The organism is Ruegeria sp. CL5, from assembly GCF_056536485.1.
On sequence record NZ_JBQFPS010000002.1, the window covers coordinates 348,862 to 364,287 of the forward strand.

Below are 15,426 nucleotides of genomic sequence, written 5' to 3' on the forward strand. Positions count from 1 at the left end.
CCCGCATTTCCTCGGGACCGATGATAACAACGGTTTTTGGTGCCGCCAAGTGTTTCACTCAGGTGTTTAGTCAGGCGCGTTGATTGATCATTACGGTGCCAAGGAAGGCATCGGTAAGGCCCTGACACCGGGCGCTGGTCATCATCATGATAACCGAGATGATCTGCAGTACCGGAAACGCCATGCTAACGAAATAGCCTGCCGTGTGTGCGATGGCTTTGCCTGTATCCATCCGAGCACCAAACGCATCACGCAACTCGATCCCCATGAAACGCATACCCAACGTGGCCGAGCCATTCGCGATAGTGACAACGCGGTAGACGAAGCTAACCACGGCATAGATCAGGGCCAGGATGAAAAAACCCATGCCAAAGGTCAGCAGAATTGCAACTGTACACAGCAGCGAGATGAAGGCGATGTCGAACAGCCAGGCAAAGAAGCGTTTGGTCGCCACGGATTGATAAAATTCGGGCTGGCTATCGGGATCAGGCAGGTGAGTCATAGAGTGCGGTCCGGAAGTTTGTCAGAAACACCCTGTCCCGACAGGCGGGACAGGGCAAGTTCAGATCAGACGGGTTTATTGCCATCGTCTGCGTCGTCGCGATTGTCGCGGGCGCGTTCGTCCATGAACTCGTCGAATTCGGCCTTATCCTTGGCTTCGCGCAGGCGGTGCAGGAAGGCCTCAAAGTCCTTCTGTTCACGTTCGAGCCGCGCCAGCGTGTCAGCCTTATACGCGTCAAATGCGCTGTTGCCCGAAGGTTTCATTGCGCTCATGTGACTGTTCCAGGAAGAACGGCGGCTGCAGGATTTGCTGAACATGCGTTTGCTCCAGATCATATAGGCAAGGAAGGCAAGGCCGATGGGCCAGAAGAAGATAAAGCCAAGGACCATTGCGGCGATCCAGGCGCCTTTGCCCTTGCTGTCAAGCCAGGCTTCGCTTCGGTGCAGCCACCCCGGGTTTTGGGGAACGGCGTGGTCGGACAATGCGGTCATTTTGCTCTCTCCAGTTAGGATGTAAATTCTCTTCACATTTCCTAGATGGGAGGGGTCGATCGGCAATGCAAGGGGTGTATGTGAAAAAGATTTACATTAGCTCAGAAACGGGTTCGTTTCGCTAAAAAAGGCCTTTGTATATAAGAGAGGTGGCGATCGCTTCTGTTCCGGTACTCCAGCCGAGTGTGTGCGTGCAATGCGAATTAACGCCCGATTAAGATCGCTTAATATTCAACCTCTTCGCTAGTGATCCACGTTTATGTGCATACATAACGCTGAGCTTAGATTTGCAGGGAGGCTGTAAAATGATTGCTGGGAATACATCGTGTTGGCAGCCTTTACTGGGGGATGAGTTCATACTGCCGATCAAACCTCATTTGGTTGCAAGCACTTACGGTGCGGGTGATCGGCCCTTGGGTCACGATGAACTCTTCCAATATGAAATCGCCACCGAACCGACATGTATTGCGCAAGATACTTCGCTGGATGTCAGCGCAAGCTCAGTGGGTCAGAATGAGGTCCCGTTTCGAAACCTCGACCCTTATGATCTAATTGGTAGAGACGATCTGCCCAACATCACACTTCATGAGCGAGGCGGTGGGCCTGTCTATTCGGAGGTTGGTGTCTATCACGGGGCCGGAATTGATGGGGCGGAATTCGGTCTTTTGCTGACGGGATACCAAATGGCGTCCGATAACAGCGCGACGCAAATTTCTGAGCTGTATCATGAACGAATTGTCGAACTTGAGTACGCACATCAGAATGGTCAGTTTGTGCCGGCAGGTTATCAAACCTATTCAAGCTTTGGGTTTGAGGGGCAGTATTTGGATCAGTCGGTTCAGTTTTACCATCTGTCCATCGAATCAGAGCGTGAAGAAAGCTTTCAGACCCAAATGTTCTTTGGAAGTGAAGATCCGGTCCTGACGTCTTATGGCTACCATGAAGTTCTGGAGATCGCAGGAGAGGCGTTTCAAAACGGGATCGCCGATTTCTCATTCAGTCTCCAGTACTCGATCGAAATTCAAATGAATGCTTATGGTCAGTACGAGCTGCTTGCCGAAGTCGCGTTTGATGGGCAGATAAACTATATGAATGCCCAGACGCGAGAGTTTCAGTTTTACGATTATGTGCCTATCGTGTTTCGCGATCTTGAAAGCTTGGAATTTCCTCCCTTTTCAGATCAGCTTGCTGATCAATTGGCTATGTTTCAGTACAGCATGAGTGAGGCCTGGGATGGGTTGGCGCAATTGAACGATCAGCTTGAGGCGGTGTTCGTGAAGATGCACGAAGATGGACATTATGACGCGTGGGACCAGATCGGACAGGGGCCTGATAACCCGTACAATTTCGATTTGCCGCCGCCTGATCTGTGGCTATAACGAATTTGCCAAAGCTTAATCGATCCAAGTGTTTGCCTTGGCTGTATCTGATATTCATCGGTCACAAGACATAGGCGCATGGAAAACGACGAGAACACCACCCCTCCAACCTTTGATGAAATACTAACGATGGAAAAGCAGGTGTGGGAGGCGTTGGTCGATGGCAACGCTCAAGCTGACCGCGCGCTATTGTGCGCGGATTTTCTGGGCGTTTATCCGAGCGGTTTTGCAAATCGCGATGATCATGTCGGGCAATTTGCCGATGCGCCGACGATGGCACAGTATGAACTCAGCGACACCAGACTGCGTGTTTTGTCGGCGGACATAGTTTTGCTCTCGTACCGCGCAGATTATCGGCGACCAGACAGAGAAGAGTGGGAAGCGATGCTGATCTCGTCACTGTGGGAGCGGCGGCATGACGTTTGGGTCAACAGCTTCAGCCAGGACACCCCTTTGGATAAAGCATGAGTGATGCTCTCGCCATAAACCGTCTACCGCGTGCATTTCATGCCGAACTAGGGCAGGAAACACGTGCTGCACTGCCCGATCTGACGGCCGAACAGGGGGAGTTGATCGCAGGAACTGCTGGCTCCAGCCCGTATCTTAAGGGACTGATCGACCAAGAACGGGATTGGCTGCCGCAAGCGCTGCAGCGACCGGACCAGTCATTCGCGGATGTGATGGAGGCGACTCGGAAGCTGCCATCGGATCAGTTGAAACCCGGATTACGGCAAGCAAAACGGCGCATGGCATTGCTGACGGCCCTCGCAGATCTGGCGGGTGCGTGGCCGTTGGAAAAAGTGACTGCTGCGCTGACCGATTTCGGGGCGCTGGCCACCGATGTGGCAGCGAAGGCCGAGATCGCAGCTCTAATTCGGCGTGGAAAGCTGCCGGGCATGACTGAAGACGATGTCGAAACCGCCGCCGGTATGGTCATTCTGGCGATGGGTAAAATGGGTGCGTACGAGCTGAACTATAGCTCGGATATCGACCTGATCGTGATGTTCGATGAAACACGTTTCGACCCTGATGATTTTTACGAGGCCCGGCAGGGAATGGTTCGCGCCACGCGTAACTTTTGTGCGACGCTCAGCGACAAAACGGCGGATGGATATGTATTCCGCACTGATCTGCGCCTGCGCCCTGACCCGGCAGTCACGCCAGTGTGTCTGGCGATGGAAGCGGCTGAGCGGTACTACGAAAGCCTTGGACGCACGTGGGAGCGCGCGGCCTATATCAAGGCGCGACCTTGTGCCGGGGATATCGCGGCGGGGCAGAGGTTTTTGGATGCGTTACGCCCGTTCGTCTGGCGCCGGCACTTGGATTTTGCCGCGATTCAAGACGCTCATGACATGCGTCTGCGCATTCGCGAGAATAAGGGAACTGGTGGCAGCCTCTCGATTCCAGGTCATGATATGAAGCTGGGGCAGGGCGGTATACGCGAGATTGAGTTCTTTACTCAGACCCGCCAACTGATCGCAGGAGGCCGCGACCCTGACCTGCGGGTGCGGGGAACCGTGCCTGGTTTGGCGGCGCTGGCGTCGAAAGGCTGGGTGCCCGAGGATGTCACCTTAAAACTAACGGATCATTACCGCGCCCATCGCGAGGTCGAGCATCGCATCCAAATGGTACATGATGCGCAAACCCATAAAGTTCCAAACTCAGAAGACGGGATCGAACGGGTTGCCTGCCTGATGGGCATCAGTAGCGACGAACTGACCGCCGATCTGACCCGCCGCCTGACCGAAGTGCACGAATTGACTGAAGGGTTCTTTGCCCCCGGACCGGGTGCGCAGCCTGCGCAGCTACAAGAGTTCGAATTCGACAAGGGTGTTCTGGCCCGCTGGCCCACCTACCCGGCGCTTCGGTCTCAGCGGGGGGCTCGGATATTCGAGCGGCTAAGACCCGAGCTTCTATCGCGACTGGCAAAGACCGCGAAACCCGAAGAAGCGTTGCTTGCGTTGGACGGGTTTCTGTCTGGACTGCCAGCTGGGGTACAGCTGTTTTCACTGTTTGAGGCGAATCCGCAACTGATCGATCTGCTGGTCGATATCGTCGGTACATCTCACGCTCTTGCCACCCATCTTTCGCGCAATGCCTCTGTTTTTGACGCGGTGATAGGCGGAAGTTTCTTCAGCGATTGGCCGGGGCTGACTACGTTGCGGGCCGAGCTTACACAGGCCCTGACAGAAGAAGAGGACTATGAAACGCAGCTGGATTTTGCGCGTCGCTGGTGCAAGGAATGGCACTTTCGCATCGGCGTGCATCATCTGCGCGGATTGATCAACGGGGCGCAGGCCGGGCGGCAATATGCTGAACTTGCGCAGGCCGTCATCGCGGCGGTGCTGCCTTGCGTTGTCGAGCAGTTTGCCAAGAAACACGGCCCTGCGCCGGGGCGTGGTGCCGCGGTTCTGGGAATGGGATCGCTTGGGGCAGGGCGCATCAACTCGCAATCCGATCTGGACATGATTGTCATCTACGACCCACAGGATCAGGACATGTCAGATGGCCCCCGCCCGCTGGCCACGCGGACATATTACGCTCGGTTTACCCAAGCCCTGATCACAGCGCTCAGCGCGCCGATGTCGCAGGGGCGTCTTTATGAGGTCGACATGCGCCTTCGACCTTCGGGCAATCAGGGGCCAGTAGCCACCAGTTGGGGCAGCTTCACCAACTACCAGCAGAATGAAGCCTGGGTGTGGGAACACCTGGCGCTGACCCGAGCCCATGTTGTTGCGGGCGATGCTGAGCTGGCGGAGGATATCGAGACCTTTCGCGCTGAATTCCTGTCGCAACCACGCGATAGGGACATGGTTCTGAAAGAGGTTGCCGAAATGCGCGCCCGGCTTGCTGCCGCCAAAGCACCCGCCGGAGTGTGGGACGCCAAGAACGGGCCGGGCCGCATGATGGATATTGAACTGTTGGCTGAAACCGGAGCTTTGATGGCGGGGCTTTCTCAGCGCGACGTGGCTTCGGGTCTTGACGGCGCGGTCGCAGCCGCGTTGCTGGATGTCGCGCAGGCACAAACCCTCAAGGACTGTTACGACTTATGCTGGTCGGTGCAATGCGCAGCGCGGCTGCTGTCGGGGAAAGTGATTGAGGCCGACAAGATTGGCGAGGGAGGCACAGCCTTCCTGTGCCGGGCCACCGGGTTCGATCAGGTCGAGCAGCTGCAATCTGCCTTGAAGGACAGTTACAGTAGGGCCGCCCAGTTGATCAGCGGCGTGGTTGGGGAGATTGAAGATGGCACGCAATGATGATCCTAATGACCATAAAGGTCTGATCCGCGAGGCTTATCGGATTGAAGGCATCACCTTGCCTGAATGCCGCAGCATCTTTCTAGATTGGGCGCTGAGCCTGCCTGCGGACCGCGATCAGCAACAGGCAGTGAGCTCTCTGCATTCGATTTACTCGGCTCAGGCAGAAGACCACCCTATGACGCAGGTACTGGCCGAAGGGCTGCAAACTGCCCAAGCGCCCAAGCGGCGTGGCGGTTGGCGCAATCGCAACCGCTAACAGGGCTTTTACCCCTGCCTATTCGCGACTATGAGGGCGCCATGACAAATTCATCCGAACGCCCCCGTATCCGTTTGAAACCCAAGGCCAACGCGCGTAGCCTTCGCCATGGGTTTCCATGGGTCTATGCCAATGACATCGTGACTGACCGCCGGACTCGAAAAATCGAAGCCGGAGCATTGGCTGTGCTCGAAGATGATAAACGCGCCCCCATCGCTCTGGTCGCAGTAAACCCGTCCTCGAAGATCATGTGCCGGGTGCTGGATCGCGATATCGGGACACAGCTGACCGCGGATTGGTTCGAAACGCGACTTCGCCATGCGCTTGAGATGCGCGAAAACTTGTTTGATGCCCCATACTACCGTCTGATCCATGCTGAGGCGGATGGGTTTCCGGGTGTCATCATCGACCGCTTCGGAGATGCCTGCGTGATCCAGCCAAACGCCGCATGGGCCGAGGCGCATCTCGATGCGCTGACCGACGCGCTGGTCAAAGTCACCGGGGTATCTACGGTGTTGAAAAATGCCTCGGGCCGCACGCGCGGTTTGGAAGGGCTGGACGATCTCAGCCTGGCCCTCCGCGGCACTGCGCCCGAGGCACCGCTGCCGGTGCCCATGAACGGTGCAACATATATGGCCGACCTGACGGGCGGGCAGAAAACCGGCCTGTTTTATGACCAGCGCCCCAATCATGCGTTTGCCGCCAAGTTGGTTCACCCCGGAGCGCGTGTACTGGATGTTTTTAGTCATGTCGGTGGGTTCGGCTTGGCCATGCTGGCGGGCGGCGCGGCACACGCCTTGTCGGTTGATGGATCGGTAGCCGCTCTGGAATTGGCGGCAAAGGGCGCTGAGGTATCAGGGTTTGCCGACCGTTTTCAGACCCGTCAAGGGGATGCCTTCGATGTGCTGGCCAAGCTGGGGAAAGAGGGTGCAGAATTCGACGTTGTAATCTGCGACCCTCCAGCCTTTGCCCCCTCGAAACAGGCGCTGGACGCAGGCTTGCGCGCGTATGAGCGCATCGCACGTCTGGCAGCACCGCTGGTCAAGCCCGGCGGTTACCTTGGCCTCTGCTCCTGTTCTCATGCCGCTGATTTGGGACGCTTCCGTGATGCGTCTTCGCGCGGGATCGGACGCGCAGGGAGACGAGCCCAACTGATCCATACCGGATTTGCGGGCCCTGACCACCCGCAACTGCCGCAACTAGCCGAAAGCGGTTATCTCAAAGCTGTGTTCTACCGGCTGTGAAAGCGGTTCTGGATACCTGCGTTATCTATCCAACGGTGATGCGAGAAATGTTGCTGGGCGCCGCCAAGCTTGGCCATTTTACACCTGTCTGGTCCGCGCGCATCTTGGAAGAATGGGCCCGCGCGGCGCGCAAACTCGGCCCGGAGGGCGAGGGACAGGCACGTGCCGAAATCGCACTGGTTCAGGCAAATTGGCCAGATGCCAAGCATCCTGCCGCACCCGGAGCTGAGCAGCGTCTGTGGTTGCCGGATACGGCAGATATCCACGTTCTGGCAACAGCAGTCACAAGCTCGTCGGATGCCATTGTCACCGTCAACGCCAAGGACTTCCCAAAAAACATCCTTGCCGAAGAAGGGCTTGATCGGCGCGACCCCGATGGGTTGCTGCACGGTTTCTGGCTTTCGGATCCAGAAGGCATGTCGCAAATCGCTACCAGCGTTCTGTCAGTCGCCAACCGTCTATCGGGCGATAACTGGACATTACGCGCACTGATGAAGAAAGCACGGCTGCCAAGACTAGGCAAAGCGCTCGCCGACTGACGCAGGATTTTCTTCATCTGGCCAAAAATACTCCGGGGTGTGCGAGGGGCTGGCCCCTCGCTTCCAAACTAACCACCAACGCCCCACTTTTGTTCCAACACCTCCAACGCTGCAATCCGCTCATCCGTTTTCGGGTGGCTCATCAGCCAGGCTGGTGCTACGCCTGCACGCTGTTGTGTCAGATCTTCAAGCTTGTGGAACAATGACTTCTGCGGCCCAATCCCAATTCCGGCTTTTGTCAAAAGCGCCGCGGCATACTCATCTGCCTCATACTCGTCGCCACGCGACAATCGCGAGGCCAACAGATGTGTCAGCATATTCGCGATCCACGCACCGATGAACGGAATAAAGCGGTTCAACAGCATCATCAACGCCGCCCGCAGCGCATTCTGGCCGGAAAAATCGATCATGCGCCGCCGGGCGTGTCCCAGGGCCACATGCCCAAGCTCGTGCGCGATGACGCTCGCCATTTCTTCTGCCGAAACCTCGCCATTGTGAAACTTTCGATAGAATCCACGTGTAATGAAAATGCGTCCATCAGGGGCTGCCAGACCGTTCACCGGATCGATTTCGTAGATGTAGACCGGCACACGATCGATTTCCAAAGCTGCCGCCAATCGGTCGGTCATACGTTTGAGAGCGGGATCAGCCAACTCAGTCGATTTTGCATCCAGCTCGCGATGCGTGCGCCATACAGAAATCCGATACATGACGACGGCATAGGCGATGGCCAGCAAGATGGGTGTTAATCGGAGCATGTGTTAGATATGGGCGGCCCGCCCTGTAGAGGCAAGTCGCTATTCCAGATACAGGCCGGATTGGAGGGTGTTGCGTAGACGATTGCTACCGGCTTGGCGTTGGCAACGGAAAGTTCGAGTGGAACTCGGAAAGCGACTGCTTAGTCAAAGCCGCGCCCTTTGAAGCTTCGAAAAACGCATGTTCGGCCTCTTTCTTTGCAACCAAGGTGTCAATTCTCAGATCCTTCACATCCGCGCGCAGATCGTCGCGCGCCTCCTCATAGGCCGCAGCATCGCGCAGTTCATCCTCAAGCGCACTGAGATCGTCTTCGTAATTCGGGTCTGCAGGATCGAGCGCGGCGATGTCATCAGCGATGTCTTCGCTGCTGCGGCCATCATAGCCCTCGTTCAGGTCACGCAGTTCACGGCGCGCCTCATAGAGGTCTCCGCGCAAGTCATAGTAGGTTTCCGCTGCAGTCTGATAGGTCGCGATCTTGCCCACATTGCTGTTGGCTGAGGCATTGCGGAACGCCGGCGCTGCCGCCTTGGACGCATTTAGGTTACGCAGCTTGTCCGAGCCATCGGGATCGGTGATCGCCGCGACAAGTGGATCGCGGTAATAGCGGTAGCGGTCCTTCTTGCGATCGGAATATGGCTTGTCGTAGCGCAGTCGATAGTCGGTTTCATCATAGAACGTCTTATGATCCGAATAGCTGTAGTCATCAGGATCGTAAGGCACCGGCTGGATCGTTGCCCAGTCCTTGTGCCGGTAACCTGGCTGTGGCAGGTCGAGATAACCATGGAACTCGCCCAGCGTCGCCTTGGTCAATGTCCGCCCTTTCGAAGCGTCATAAAAGGCAGCCTCCGCATCTTGCAACGCGTCGCGGGTTTCGTATCTCAGATCCCTCACATCCGCGCGCAGATCGTCGCGCGCCTCTTCATAGGTTTCTGCATCACGCAGTTCATCCTCAAGCGCACTGAGATCGTCTTCGTAATTCGGGTCTGCAGGATCAAGCGCGGCGATGTCATCAGCGATGTCTTCGCTGCTGCGGCCATCATAGCTCTCGTTCAGATCACGCAGTTCACGGCGCGCCTCATAGAGGTCTCCGCGCAAGTCATAGTAGGTTTCCGCCGCAGCCTGATAGGTCGCGATCTTGCCCACATTGCTGTTGGCTGAGGCATTGCGGAACGCCGGCGCCGCCGCCTTGGACGCATTCAGGTTACGCAGCTTATCCGAGCCATAGGGATCGGTGATCGCCGCGACAAGCGGGTCGCGATAATAGCGGTAGCGGTCCTTCTTGCGATCGGAATATGGCTTGCCATAGCGCAGTCGGTAGTCGGTTTCATCATAGAACGTCTTATCATCCGAATAGCTGTAGTCATCAGGATCGTAAGGCACCGGCTGGATCGTTGCCCAGTCCTTGTGCCGGTAACCTGGCTGTGGCAGGTCGAGATAACCATGGAACTCGCCCAGCGTCGCCTTGGTCAATGTCCGCCCTTTCGAAGCGTCATAAAAGGCAGCCTCCGCATCTTGCAATGCGTCGCGGGTTTCGTATCTCAGATCCCTCACATCCGCGCGCAGATCGTCGCGCGCCTCTTCATAGGCCTCAGCATCGCGCAGTTCATCTTCAAGCGCACTGAGATCGTCCTCGTAATTCGGGTCTGCAGGATCAAGCGCGGCGATGTCATCAGCGATGTCTTCGCTGCTGCGGCCATCATAGCTCTCGTTCAGATCACGCAGTTCGCGGCGCGCCTCATAGAGGTCATCGCGCAGGTCGTAATAGGTTTCCGCCGCAGCCTGATAGGTCGCGATCTTGCCCACATTGCTGTTGGCTGAGGCATTGCGGAACGCCGGCGCCGCCGCCTTGGACGCATTCAGGTTACGCAGCTTGTCCGAGCCATAGGGATCGGTGATCGCTGCAACAAGCGGATCGCGGTAACGACGCGTGCCGGGTTTTTTGTCGACATGGCGCTTGGAATAATAATCCGTACGGGCAACAGGGCGCGGGGAATGCTCGAGCGGAGCTACGGAAGCTTGACGGTGACTTTTCTTTACGCGGTTGGCACTTGTATTGGATTTTGATCGCGTACGTTTTCCAAAAAGTTGCTCAACATCGCGTTTGAACTCTCGTCCAAAGCCCGCCAGTGTAGTTTCCCGGACTTTGCTGTTCTGTCCCTTATTCTTGTTCTTGGCCGACCGTTGGGATTTTGCATTCTGATTTTTATTAAATTTAAAAGCTTTGCCTGAGCGTCGAGTATTGAACTTGGCACCACCTGCATCTTTATCCGTGCTTTTGGCCCCATGGCCTTTACCGGATATTCCTTTGCCGCCCTTGGTGCTGTCATTGCCTTTGCCGGATTTTCCTTTTCCGCCACTGCGGCCTGCTCCTTTCCCGTTACCATTGCTCTTGTCGTTCTTGGCATAAGCCGCATCGGGACCCAGTATAATGGTAGCGACAGCTCCCGATGTAAGAACCAGCGAAGTAACCGTCAAAACAGACGTCAGAATATTGCGGAATTTGGAATTGGTCATCTCAGCCCCCCAGCCTCAAACCCTGCTCTGTATATCATGGATTTGAGAGAGGTGGGGAACTTAGCTTAGATTGTTTCCGGAGTGCTCATTTTGGAGCGTGAATCATGAGAATTCAGTCTGATTGTTTCCCGGATCCGGCCAATCAGAATTCCAACGGCCCTAACGTGTCAGTTCCCGCATGCCCTGTTCTAGCCCCGCCAGCGTCATGGGCACCATGCGATCCTCAAAAATCTCGCGGATCATGCCGATCGAATGCGTGTATTCCCAATACTTCTCGGGCACCGGGTTGATCCATAGGTTCGATGTCCACTGTTCGCGCGCGCGCTGCAACCAGACTTGTCCGGCCTCCTGGTTCCAGTGCTCATTTGCGCCACCGGGATACGCGATCTCGTAGGGGCTCATCGAAGCGTCGCCAACGAAGATGCATTTGTAGTCCGGACCGTAGGTGCGCAGCACCTCGTGCATTGGCGTCTGCTGATCCCAGCGGCGGCGGTTGTCACGCCACACACCTTCATAGAGGCAATTGTGGAAGTAGTAGTATTCCAGATGCTTGAACTCGGTCCGCGCGGCCGAGAACAGCTCTTCGACCACCTTGATGTGCGGGTCCATTGAACCACCCACATCGAGAAACAAAAGCACTTTAACGGCGTTGTGCCGTTCAGGACGAGTTTTGACATCCAGATAGCCATGCTCGGCGGTGGCACGGATTGTGCCATCCAGATCCAGCTCTTCCGCAGCGCCCTCACGCGCCCAGCGGCGCAGGCGTTTCAGGGCGACCTTGATGTTGCGGGTGCCGAGTTCAACCGTGTCATCCATGTTCTTGAATTCACGCTTGTCCCAGACTTTAACCGCGCGTTGATGGCGGCTTTCTTTCTGGCCGATGCGCACGCCTTCGGGATTGTAGCCATAGGCCCCGAATGGCGAGGTACCTGCTGTCCCGATCCATTTGTTGCCGCCTTGATGTCGGCCTTGCTGATCCTTCAGGCGCTCGCGCAGTGTCTCCATCAGCTTGTCAAAACCACCCAGCGCCTCGATCTCGGCCTTTTCTTCGGCGCTCAGATGTTTTTCTGCCATCTTTGCAAGCCATTCGGCGGGAATATCGACGGCCTCGAGCACCTGCTCAAAACTGATTGCGTCCAGGCCTTCGAAACTTGCGGCAAAGGCGCGGTCGAACTTGTCGATATTGCGTTCGTCCTTCACCATCGACACGCGGGCGAGGTAGTAGAAAGCTTCGACATCGTAGGTGGCGAGGCCCTTTTTCATTCCCTCCAGAAAAGTCAGGTATTCGCGTAAGGAAACGGGAATACCGGCGTTTCGAAGGTTCTCAAAAAAGGGCAGGAACATATCTTTAAACCAATCGCACCAGAACCAGCGAGATCACCAGTCCGATTAGCGCAAAAGCGATCCCGTATCCGGCAGCATACTGGGCCATATCTGCACCGCTGCCATTGCGTTTCCGCGCAGTTCGAACGCCCAGCAAAGCCCCTAAAAGTGCCATGCCCAAAACCACTACCATATGCCGTTATCCACCCGTACCTGCGGCGGCCGCTTGCGCAATGTCTTGCGATACCGAGCGTGCCACCAATTCCGAGCCGAAGCCGTAGCGCGCCCACCCGATACTGTCCAGCCGAACGCTGCGTGCCTGATCAATTTGCCCAGACTGGCGCAAAGCTTCGGATTTCAGCAGCAACAAAGTCGCCAGCAGCGCGGCGTTTTCAGAGCGCGTCATGACATCAATCGCACTGTTCAATTCGGGCAGCGCCTGCGCCCCTTGACCCTGCGCCAAGGCAAATGCCGCAGTCTGGGCTGTGATATGGGCGCGCTGGACCTCTGTTCCGGGTGTGGAGCGCAGGTACTTCTTCGCGATGTCGTATTGCCTCTGCGCGGCTTCGGGGTCGTCGAACTGCCCCATGCGCCCCAGCAGGTAATGCGGGTAGGCGCGGCGGTGGTCTGTCCAGCCTTGTTGTTGCCCGATCTGTGCCGCTTCTTTCGCGGCATTGACCCGCTTGGCGGTGCCCGCACCAGCCCCCAATGCGCGCTGTACTGCGTTTATCCAGGCGCGGGGTGTCTCGGTTACCGGTTGCGGTGCAACGCGATCCCCGCGCGGATTCAGCCGGCTTAGGACACCGGGCAAAACCGCCGCGACCTGTTCGCTTGTCATACCGTTCTGCAACTCGGGCGAGTAGGCCGTTCGCAGGATCAACATGTCGAACCCGGTCAGAACCGTGTGAAAGTTATCGTCGTTGAATACAGAATCCGGCAGGCGGTAGAGATCGTTTAGCGGTCCAAGGGCCTGAGCCAACTCTTCATGCAGGCAATCGCGAATTTCCTGTGGGCTGGCATCATAAGGGATGAAAATTCCGATCCTCTCGCGGCTGCGAAGTTCGGTCCAGTTGCTTTTCTTTTTCCGCCGGTCGCGGCGGTATTCTTCCAAACTTGAAGAGTTTGGAACGACGAAACACGCAGCCTGCGGAAGGATGCGGCGAATCTGTTTCTGGCTTACGGCTTCGATGGTGATATTCGCCTGACCCTCTGGAATCTGTCGGATGTCGATCTTCGCCTCCCGTCGCAGCCGTGTCAGTAGCCGGCTCAGGTCGGTCTGCATCGTTGGAGGGGGCGTCCCAGTCAGGCGCACCGTGATCGGTTCGTCGAACCGAGTAAAGACCGGAAGTTCCGCACCGCTTTCAAGCGCGAAATGCAACGACAGGAAATCAGCTGCGATATTCTTGTTTGAACGGGCAGGCGGGCTGGGACGGGCCGCACCGAAGGATTTAGACGGCGGCAGCGATGCTTCGATCACCTGGGTACGGGTCGGCGTCTCAATCCGGTCGACCGTGGTGCAGGCGGAAAGCGCCGCCAGAAGGAGGGTTGCGCCCAAAAGCCTCATGGTCGCTGATACTTCAGGAACGGCGACAACTTGCCGATGCGGTCATAGAGTTTGCGCGCGGTATGGTTGTTTTCCTGTGTCAGCCAATAGACTGAGGGGGCTTTCTGCCTGTCCGCTTCGTCGTAGACGGCTTGAATCAAGGCGCGTCCAATACCGGTTCCACGCGCTTCGGGGCGGGCATAGAGATCCTGCAGATAGCAGACACTCTCCTCTTTCCATGCGTGGCGATGAAAAAGGTAGTGGGTCAGTCCGAGCAGCTGCCCATCCAGATCGGCGACAAAACAGGAAAAGTCATTCGGATCATCACCTAAGAGCCGAGCAAAGGTGCTTTTGTAAGTCGAATCCGGCACCTCGGTTTCATAAAATGCAAGGTAGTCACGCCACATATCGGCCCATTGGTCCCGATCCTCTGATCGCAAAGGGCGGATTGTGGGGGTGGTCGACATTGCCATGTTTCCTGCTCTGGAGGCCCGATTGTCGCCGGGTTTTTCGTTAACGCAATGCTGACATCCGAGCGTACCGATGACAAGCCGTGATCACCGCTTGCTGCGCGCCATAAAGGCCAGCCGTTCAAACAGATGTACGTCCTGCTCATTTTTTAGAAGCGCACCATGCAGTTTTGGCAGCGCATTAACGCCGTCGCGCTTCAGATCCTCGGCACTTAAATCCTCAGCTAAGAGCAACTTCAGCCAGTCCAGCACCTCCGAAGTCGAGGGTTTTTTCTTCAACCCCTGTGTCTCGCGGATTTCGTAGAACTGGGTTAGTGCGGTGGTCAGCAGAGCGTCTTTGATGCCGGGGTGATGCACCTCGACGATCCGGCGCATCGTGGCCTCATCCGGGAAGCGGATATAATGGAAGAAGCAGCGGCGCAGGAAGGCGTCCGGCAGTTCCTTTTCGTTGTTTGAGGTGATGATCACGATTGGGCGGTTCTTGGCCCTGATTGTCTCGCCGGTCTCGTAGACGTGGAACTCCATCTTATCGAGTTCCTGAAGCAGATCGTTGGGAAACTCGATGTCGGCCTTGTCGATCTCATCGATCAGCAGAACCACCTTTTCATCGGCGTCAAAAGCCTGCCACAGCTTGCCCTTGCGGATGTAGTTCGACACCTCATGCACCCGTTCATCGCCAAGCTGGCTGTCACGCAGACGGCTGACGGCGTCGTATTCATACAGGCCCTGTTGCGCACGGGTTGTGGATTTCACGTTCCACTCGATCATCGTCAGCCCCAAAGCACCCGCGATCTGCTTCGCCAGCTCAGTCTTGCCAGTTCCCGGCTCACCCTTGACCAGCAGAGGGCGTTCCAGGGTGACGGCAGCATTCACAGCAATGGTCAAATCGTCGGTGGCAACATATTCTGCGGTGCCTTGGAAACGTGCGGTCATGGGACCCCTCATATGGTGTTAGGGCAGTGTTTGCTTTGCAGGGGTTACAGAGGGGCAGGTGTTTTTACAAGCCGGGCCGCTGCGTCGCGCTGAGATGATTTCTACCGTGAGTTCAATCCCTCTCGGGCGATTCGCCCGCTTCAAATTAGCCTGGTGGCTGAGGGTGCCCGAAAAACGCCATGTGATAACCACAGAAAAACAAGGTTTTGTTGTTAC

At 56.5% G+C, this 15,426-nt stretch carries 15 protein-coding genes; 6 read left to right on the forward strand and 9 right to left on the reverse strand.

The genetic code is table 11. The features are described 5' to 3' along the window. Positions 1–70: 70 nt before the first annotated feature. Complete coding sequence (locus tag ACR0IU_RS05385; RefSeq protein WP_010442168.1) at positions 71–502, reverse strand: RDD family protein; 432 nt, start codon at positions 500–502, stop codon at positions 71–73. 65 nt (positions 503–567) lie between these two features. Then, on the reverse strand, positions 568–993 hold the full coding sequence (locus ACR0IU_RS05390) for a DUF2852 domain-containing protein (RefSeq protein ID WP_170540470.1): 426 nt from the start codon (positions 991–993) through the stop codon (positions 568–570). 305 nt (positions 994–1,298) lie between these two features. Between ACR0IU_RS05390 and ACR0IU_RS05395 the strand changes: the two genes are divergently transcribed. From ACR0IU_RS05395 to ACR0IU_RS05420, 6 genes are all read left to right on the forward strand, one after another. Further along, a complete protein-coding gene (locus ACR0IU_RS05395; protein ID WP_480715515.1) occupies positions 1,299–2,372 on the forward strand; it encodes a hypothetical protein in 1,074 nt (357 codons plus the stop codon). 78 nt (positions 2,373–2,450) lie between these two features. Next, complete coding sequence (locus ACR0IU_RS05400) at positions 2,451–2,840, forward strand: DUF4440 domain-containing protein (protein ID WP_480715516.1); 390 nt, start codon at positions 2,451–2,453, stop codon at positions 2,838–2,840. After that, the gene (locus tag ACR0IU_RS05405; RefSeq protein WP_480715517.1) at positions 2,837–5,629 is read left to right on the forward strand and encodes a [protein-PII] uridylyltransferase family protein; all 2,793 of its coding nucleotides are present in this window, start codon (positions 2,837–2,839) and stop codon (positions 5,627–5,629) included. Before ACR0IU_RS05400 ends, ACR0IU_RS05405 begins: the two co-directional genes overlap by 4 nt. Next, positions 5,616–5,888, forward strand: coding sequence for a hypothetical protein (locus ACR0IU_RS05410; protein WP_260022577.1), 273 nt, complete (start codon positions 5,616–5,618; stop codon positions 5,886–5,888). The genes ACR0IU_RS05405 and ACR0IU_RS05410 overlap by 14 nt, the downstream gene beginning before the upstream one ends. Positions 5,889–5,929: 41 nt before the next feature. Then, positions 5,930–7,132 carry an RSP_2647 family RNA methyltransferase gene (locus tag ACR0IU_RS05415; protein WP_480715518.1) on the forward strand — a complete coding sequence of 401 codons (1,203 nt, stop codon included), beginning with the start codon at positions 5,930–5,932 and terminating at the stop codon, positions 7,130–7,132. Beyond that, complete coding sequence (locus tag ACR0IU_RS05420) at positions 7,129–7,671, forward strand: RSP_2648 family PIN domain-containing protein (protein WP_480715519.1); 543 nt, start codon at positions 7,129–7,131, stop codon at positions 7,669–7,671. The genes ACR0IU_RS05415 and ACR0IU_RS05420 overlap by 4 nt, the downstream gene beginning before the upstream one ends. Before the next feature lie 68 nt (positions 7,672–7,739). On the opposite strand, the gene ACR0IU_RS05425 is transcribed toward ACR0IU_RS05420, so the two are convergent. The 7 genes from ACR0IU_RS05425 to ACR0IU_RS05455 form a co-directional block, all read right to left on the reverse strand. Continuing rightward, entirely contained in the window at positions 7,740–8,429 is a 690-nt protein-coding gene (locus ACR0IU_RS05425) for a M48 family metallopeptidase (protein ID WP_170540452.1), read from the reverse strand. Between the two features lie 85 nt (positions 8,430–8,514). Next, complete coding sequence (locus ACR0IU_RS05430) at positions 8,515–10,941, reverse strand: AAA family ATPase (protein ID WP_480715520.1); 2,427 nt, start codon at positions 10,939–10,941, stop codon at positions 8,515–8,517. A gap of 159 nt (positions 10,942–11,100) precedes the next feature. Beyond that, positions 11,101–12,285 (reverse strand): vWA domain-containing protein, encoded by a 1,185-nt coding sequence (locus ACR0IU_RS05435; RefSeq protein WP_480455098.1) that lies wholly within the window; start codon positions 12,283–12,285, stop codon positions 11,101–11,103. Positions 12,286–12,289: 4 nt separating this feature from the next. Continuing rightward, entirely contained in the window at positions 12,290–12,457 is a 168-nt protein-coding gene (locus ACR0IU_RS05440; RefSeq protein WP_010440604.1) for a hypothetical protein, read from the reverse strand. A 6-nt stretch (positions 12,458–12,463) separates the two neighbouring features. Then, the gene (locus tag ACR0IU_RS05445; protein WP_319544768.1) at positions 12,464–13,828 is read right to left on the reverse strand and encodes a DUF2927 domain-containing protein; all 1,365 of its coding nucleotides are present in this window, start codon (positions 13,826–13,828) and stop codon (positions 12,464–12,466) included. Beyond that, positions 13,825–14,274 (reverse strand): N-acetyltransferase family protein, encoded by a 450-nt coding sequence (locus ACR0IU_RS05450; protein ID WP_480715521.1) that lies wholly within the window; start codon positions 14,272–14,274, stop codon positions 13,825–13,827. The genes ACR0IU_RS05445 and ACR0IU_RS05450 overlap by 4 nt, the downstream gene beginning before the upstream one ends. Positions 14,275–14,364: 90 nt before the next feature. After that, positions 14,365–15,210 carry an AAA family ATPase gene (locus ACR0IU_RS05455; RefSeq protein WP_319544767.1) on the reverse strand — a complete coding sequence of 282 codons (846 nt, stop codon included), beginning with the start codon at positions 15,208–15,210 and terminating at the stop codon, positions 14,365–14,367. Positions 15,211–15,426 lie beyond the last annotated feature (216 nt).

What these genes read in the sequence shown, in the direction of transcription:
- ACR0IU_RS05415 (WP_480715518.1), top strand. Translation starts at nt 5,930, where the DNA reads ATGACAAATTCATCCGAACGCCCCCGTATCCGTTTGAAACCCAAGGCC.
- ACR0IU_RS05435 (WP_480455098.1), bottom strand. Translation starts at nt 12,285, where the DNA reads ATGTTCCTGCCCTTTTTTGAGAACCTTCGAAACGCCGGTATTCCCGTT.
- ACR0IU_RS05385 (WP_010442168.1), bottom strand. Translation starts at nt 502, where the DNA reads ATGACTCACCTGCCTGATCCCGATAGCCAGCCCGAATTTTATCAATCC.
- ACR0IU_RS05400 (WP_480715516.1), top strand. Translation starts at nt 2,451, where the DNA reads ATGGAAAACGACGAGAACACCACCCCTCCAACCTTTGATGAAATACTA.
- ACR0IU_RS05425 (WP_170540452.1), bottom strand. Translation starts at nt 8,429, where the DNA reads ATGCTCCGATTAACACCCATCTTGCTGGCCATCGCCTATGCCGTCGTC.
- ACR0IU_RS05410 (WP_260022577.1), top strand. Translation starts at nt 5,616, where the DNA reads ATGGCACGCAATGATGATCCTAATGACCATAAAGGTCTGATCCGCGAG.
- ACR0IU_RS05430 (WP_480715520.1), bottom strand. Translation starts at nt 10,941, where the DNA reads ATGACCAATTCCAAATTCCGCAATATTCTGACGTCTGTTTTGACGGTT.
- ACR0IU_RS05395 (WP_480715515.1), top strand. Translation starts at nt 1,299, where the DNA reads ATGATTGCTGGGAATACATCGTGTTGGCAGCCTTTACTGGGGGATGAG.
- ACR0IU_RS05455 (WP_319544767.1), bottom strand. Translation starts at nt 15,210, where the DNA reads ATGACCGCACGTTTCCAAGGCACCGCAGAATATGTTGCCACCGACGAT.
- ACR0IU_RS05405 (WP_480715517.1), top strand. Translation starts at nt 2,837, where the DNA reads ATGAGTGATGCTCTCGCCATAAACCGTCTACCGCGTGCATTTCATGCC.
- ACR0IU_RS05390 (WP_170540470.1), bottom strand. Translation starts at nt 993, where the DNA reads ATGACCGCATTGTCCGACCACGCCGTTCCCCAAAACCCGGGGTGGCTG.
- ACR0IU_RS05445 (WP_319544768.1), bottom strand. Translation starts at nt 13,828, where the DNA reads ATGAGGCTTTTGGGCGCAACCCTCCTTCTGGCGGCGCTTTCCGCCTGC.
- ACR0IU_RS05440 (WP_010440604.1), bottom strand. Translation starts at nt 12,457, where the DNA reads ATGGTAGTGGTTTTGGGCATGGCACTTTTAGGGGCTTTGCTGGGCGTT.
- ACR0IU_RS05450 (WP_480715521.1), bottom strand. Translation starts at nt 14,274, where the DNA reads ATGTCGACCACCCCCACAATCCGCCCTTTGCGATCAGAGGATCGGGAC.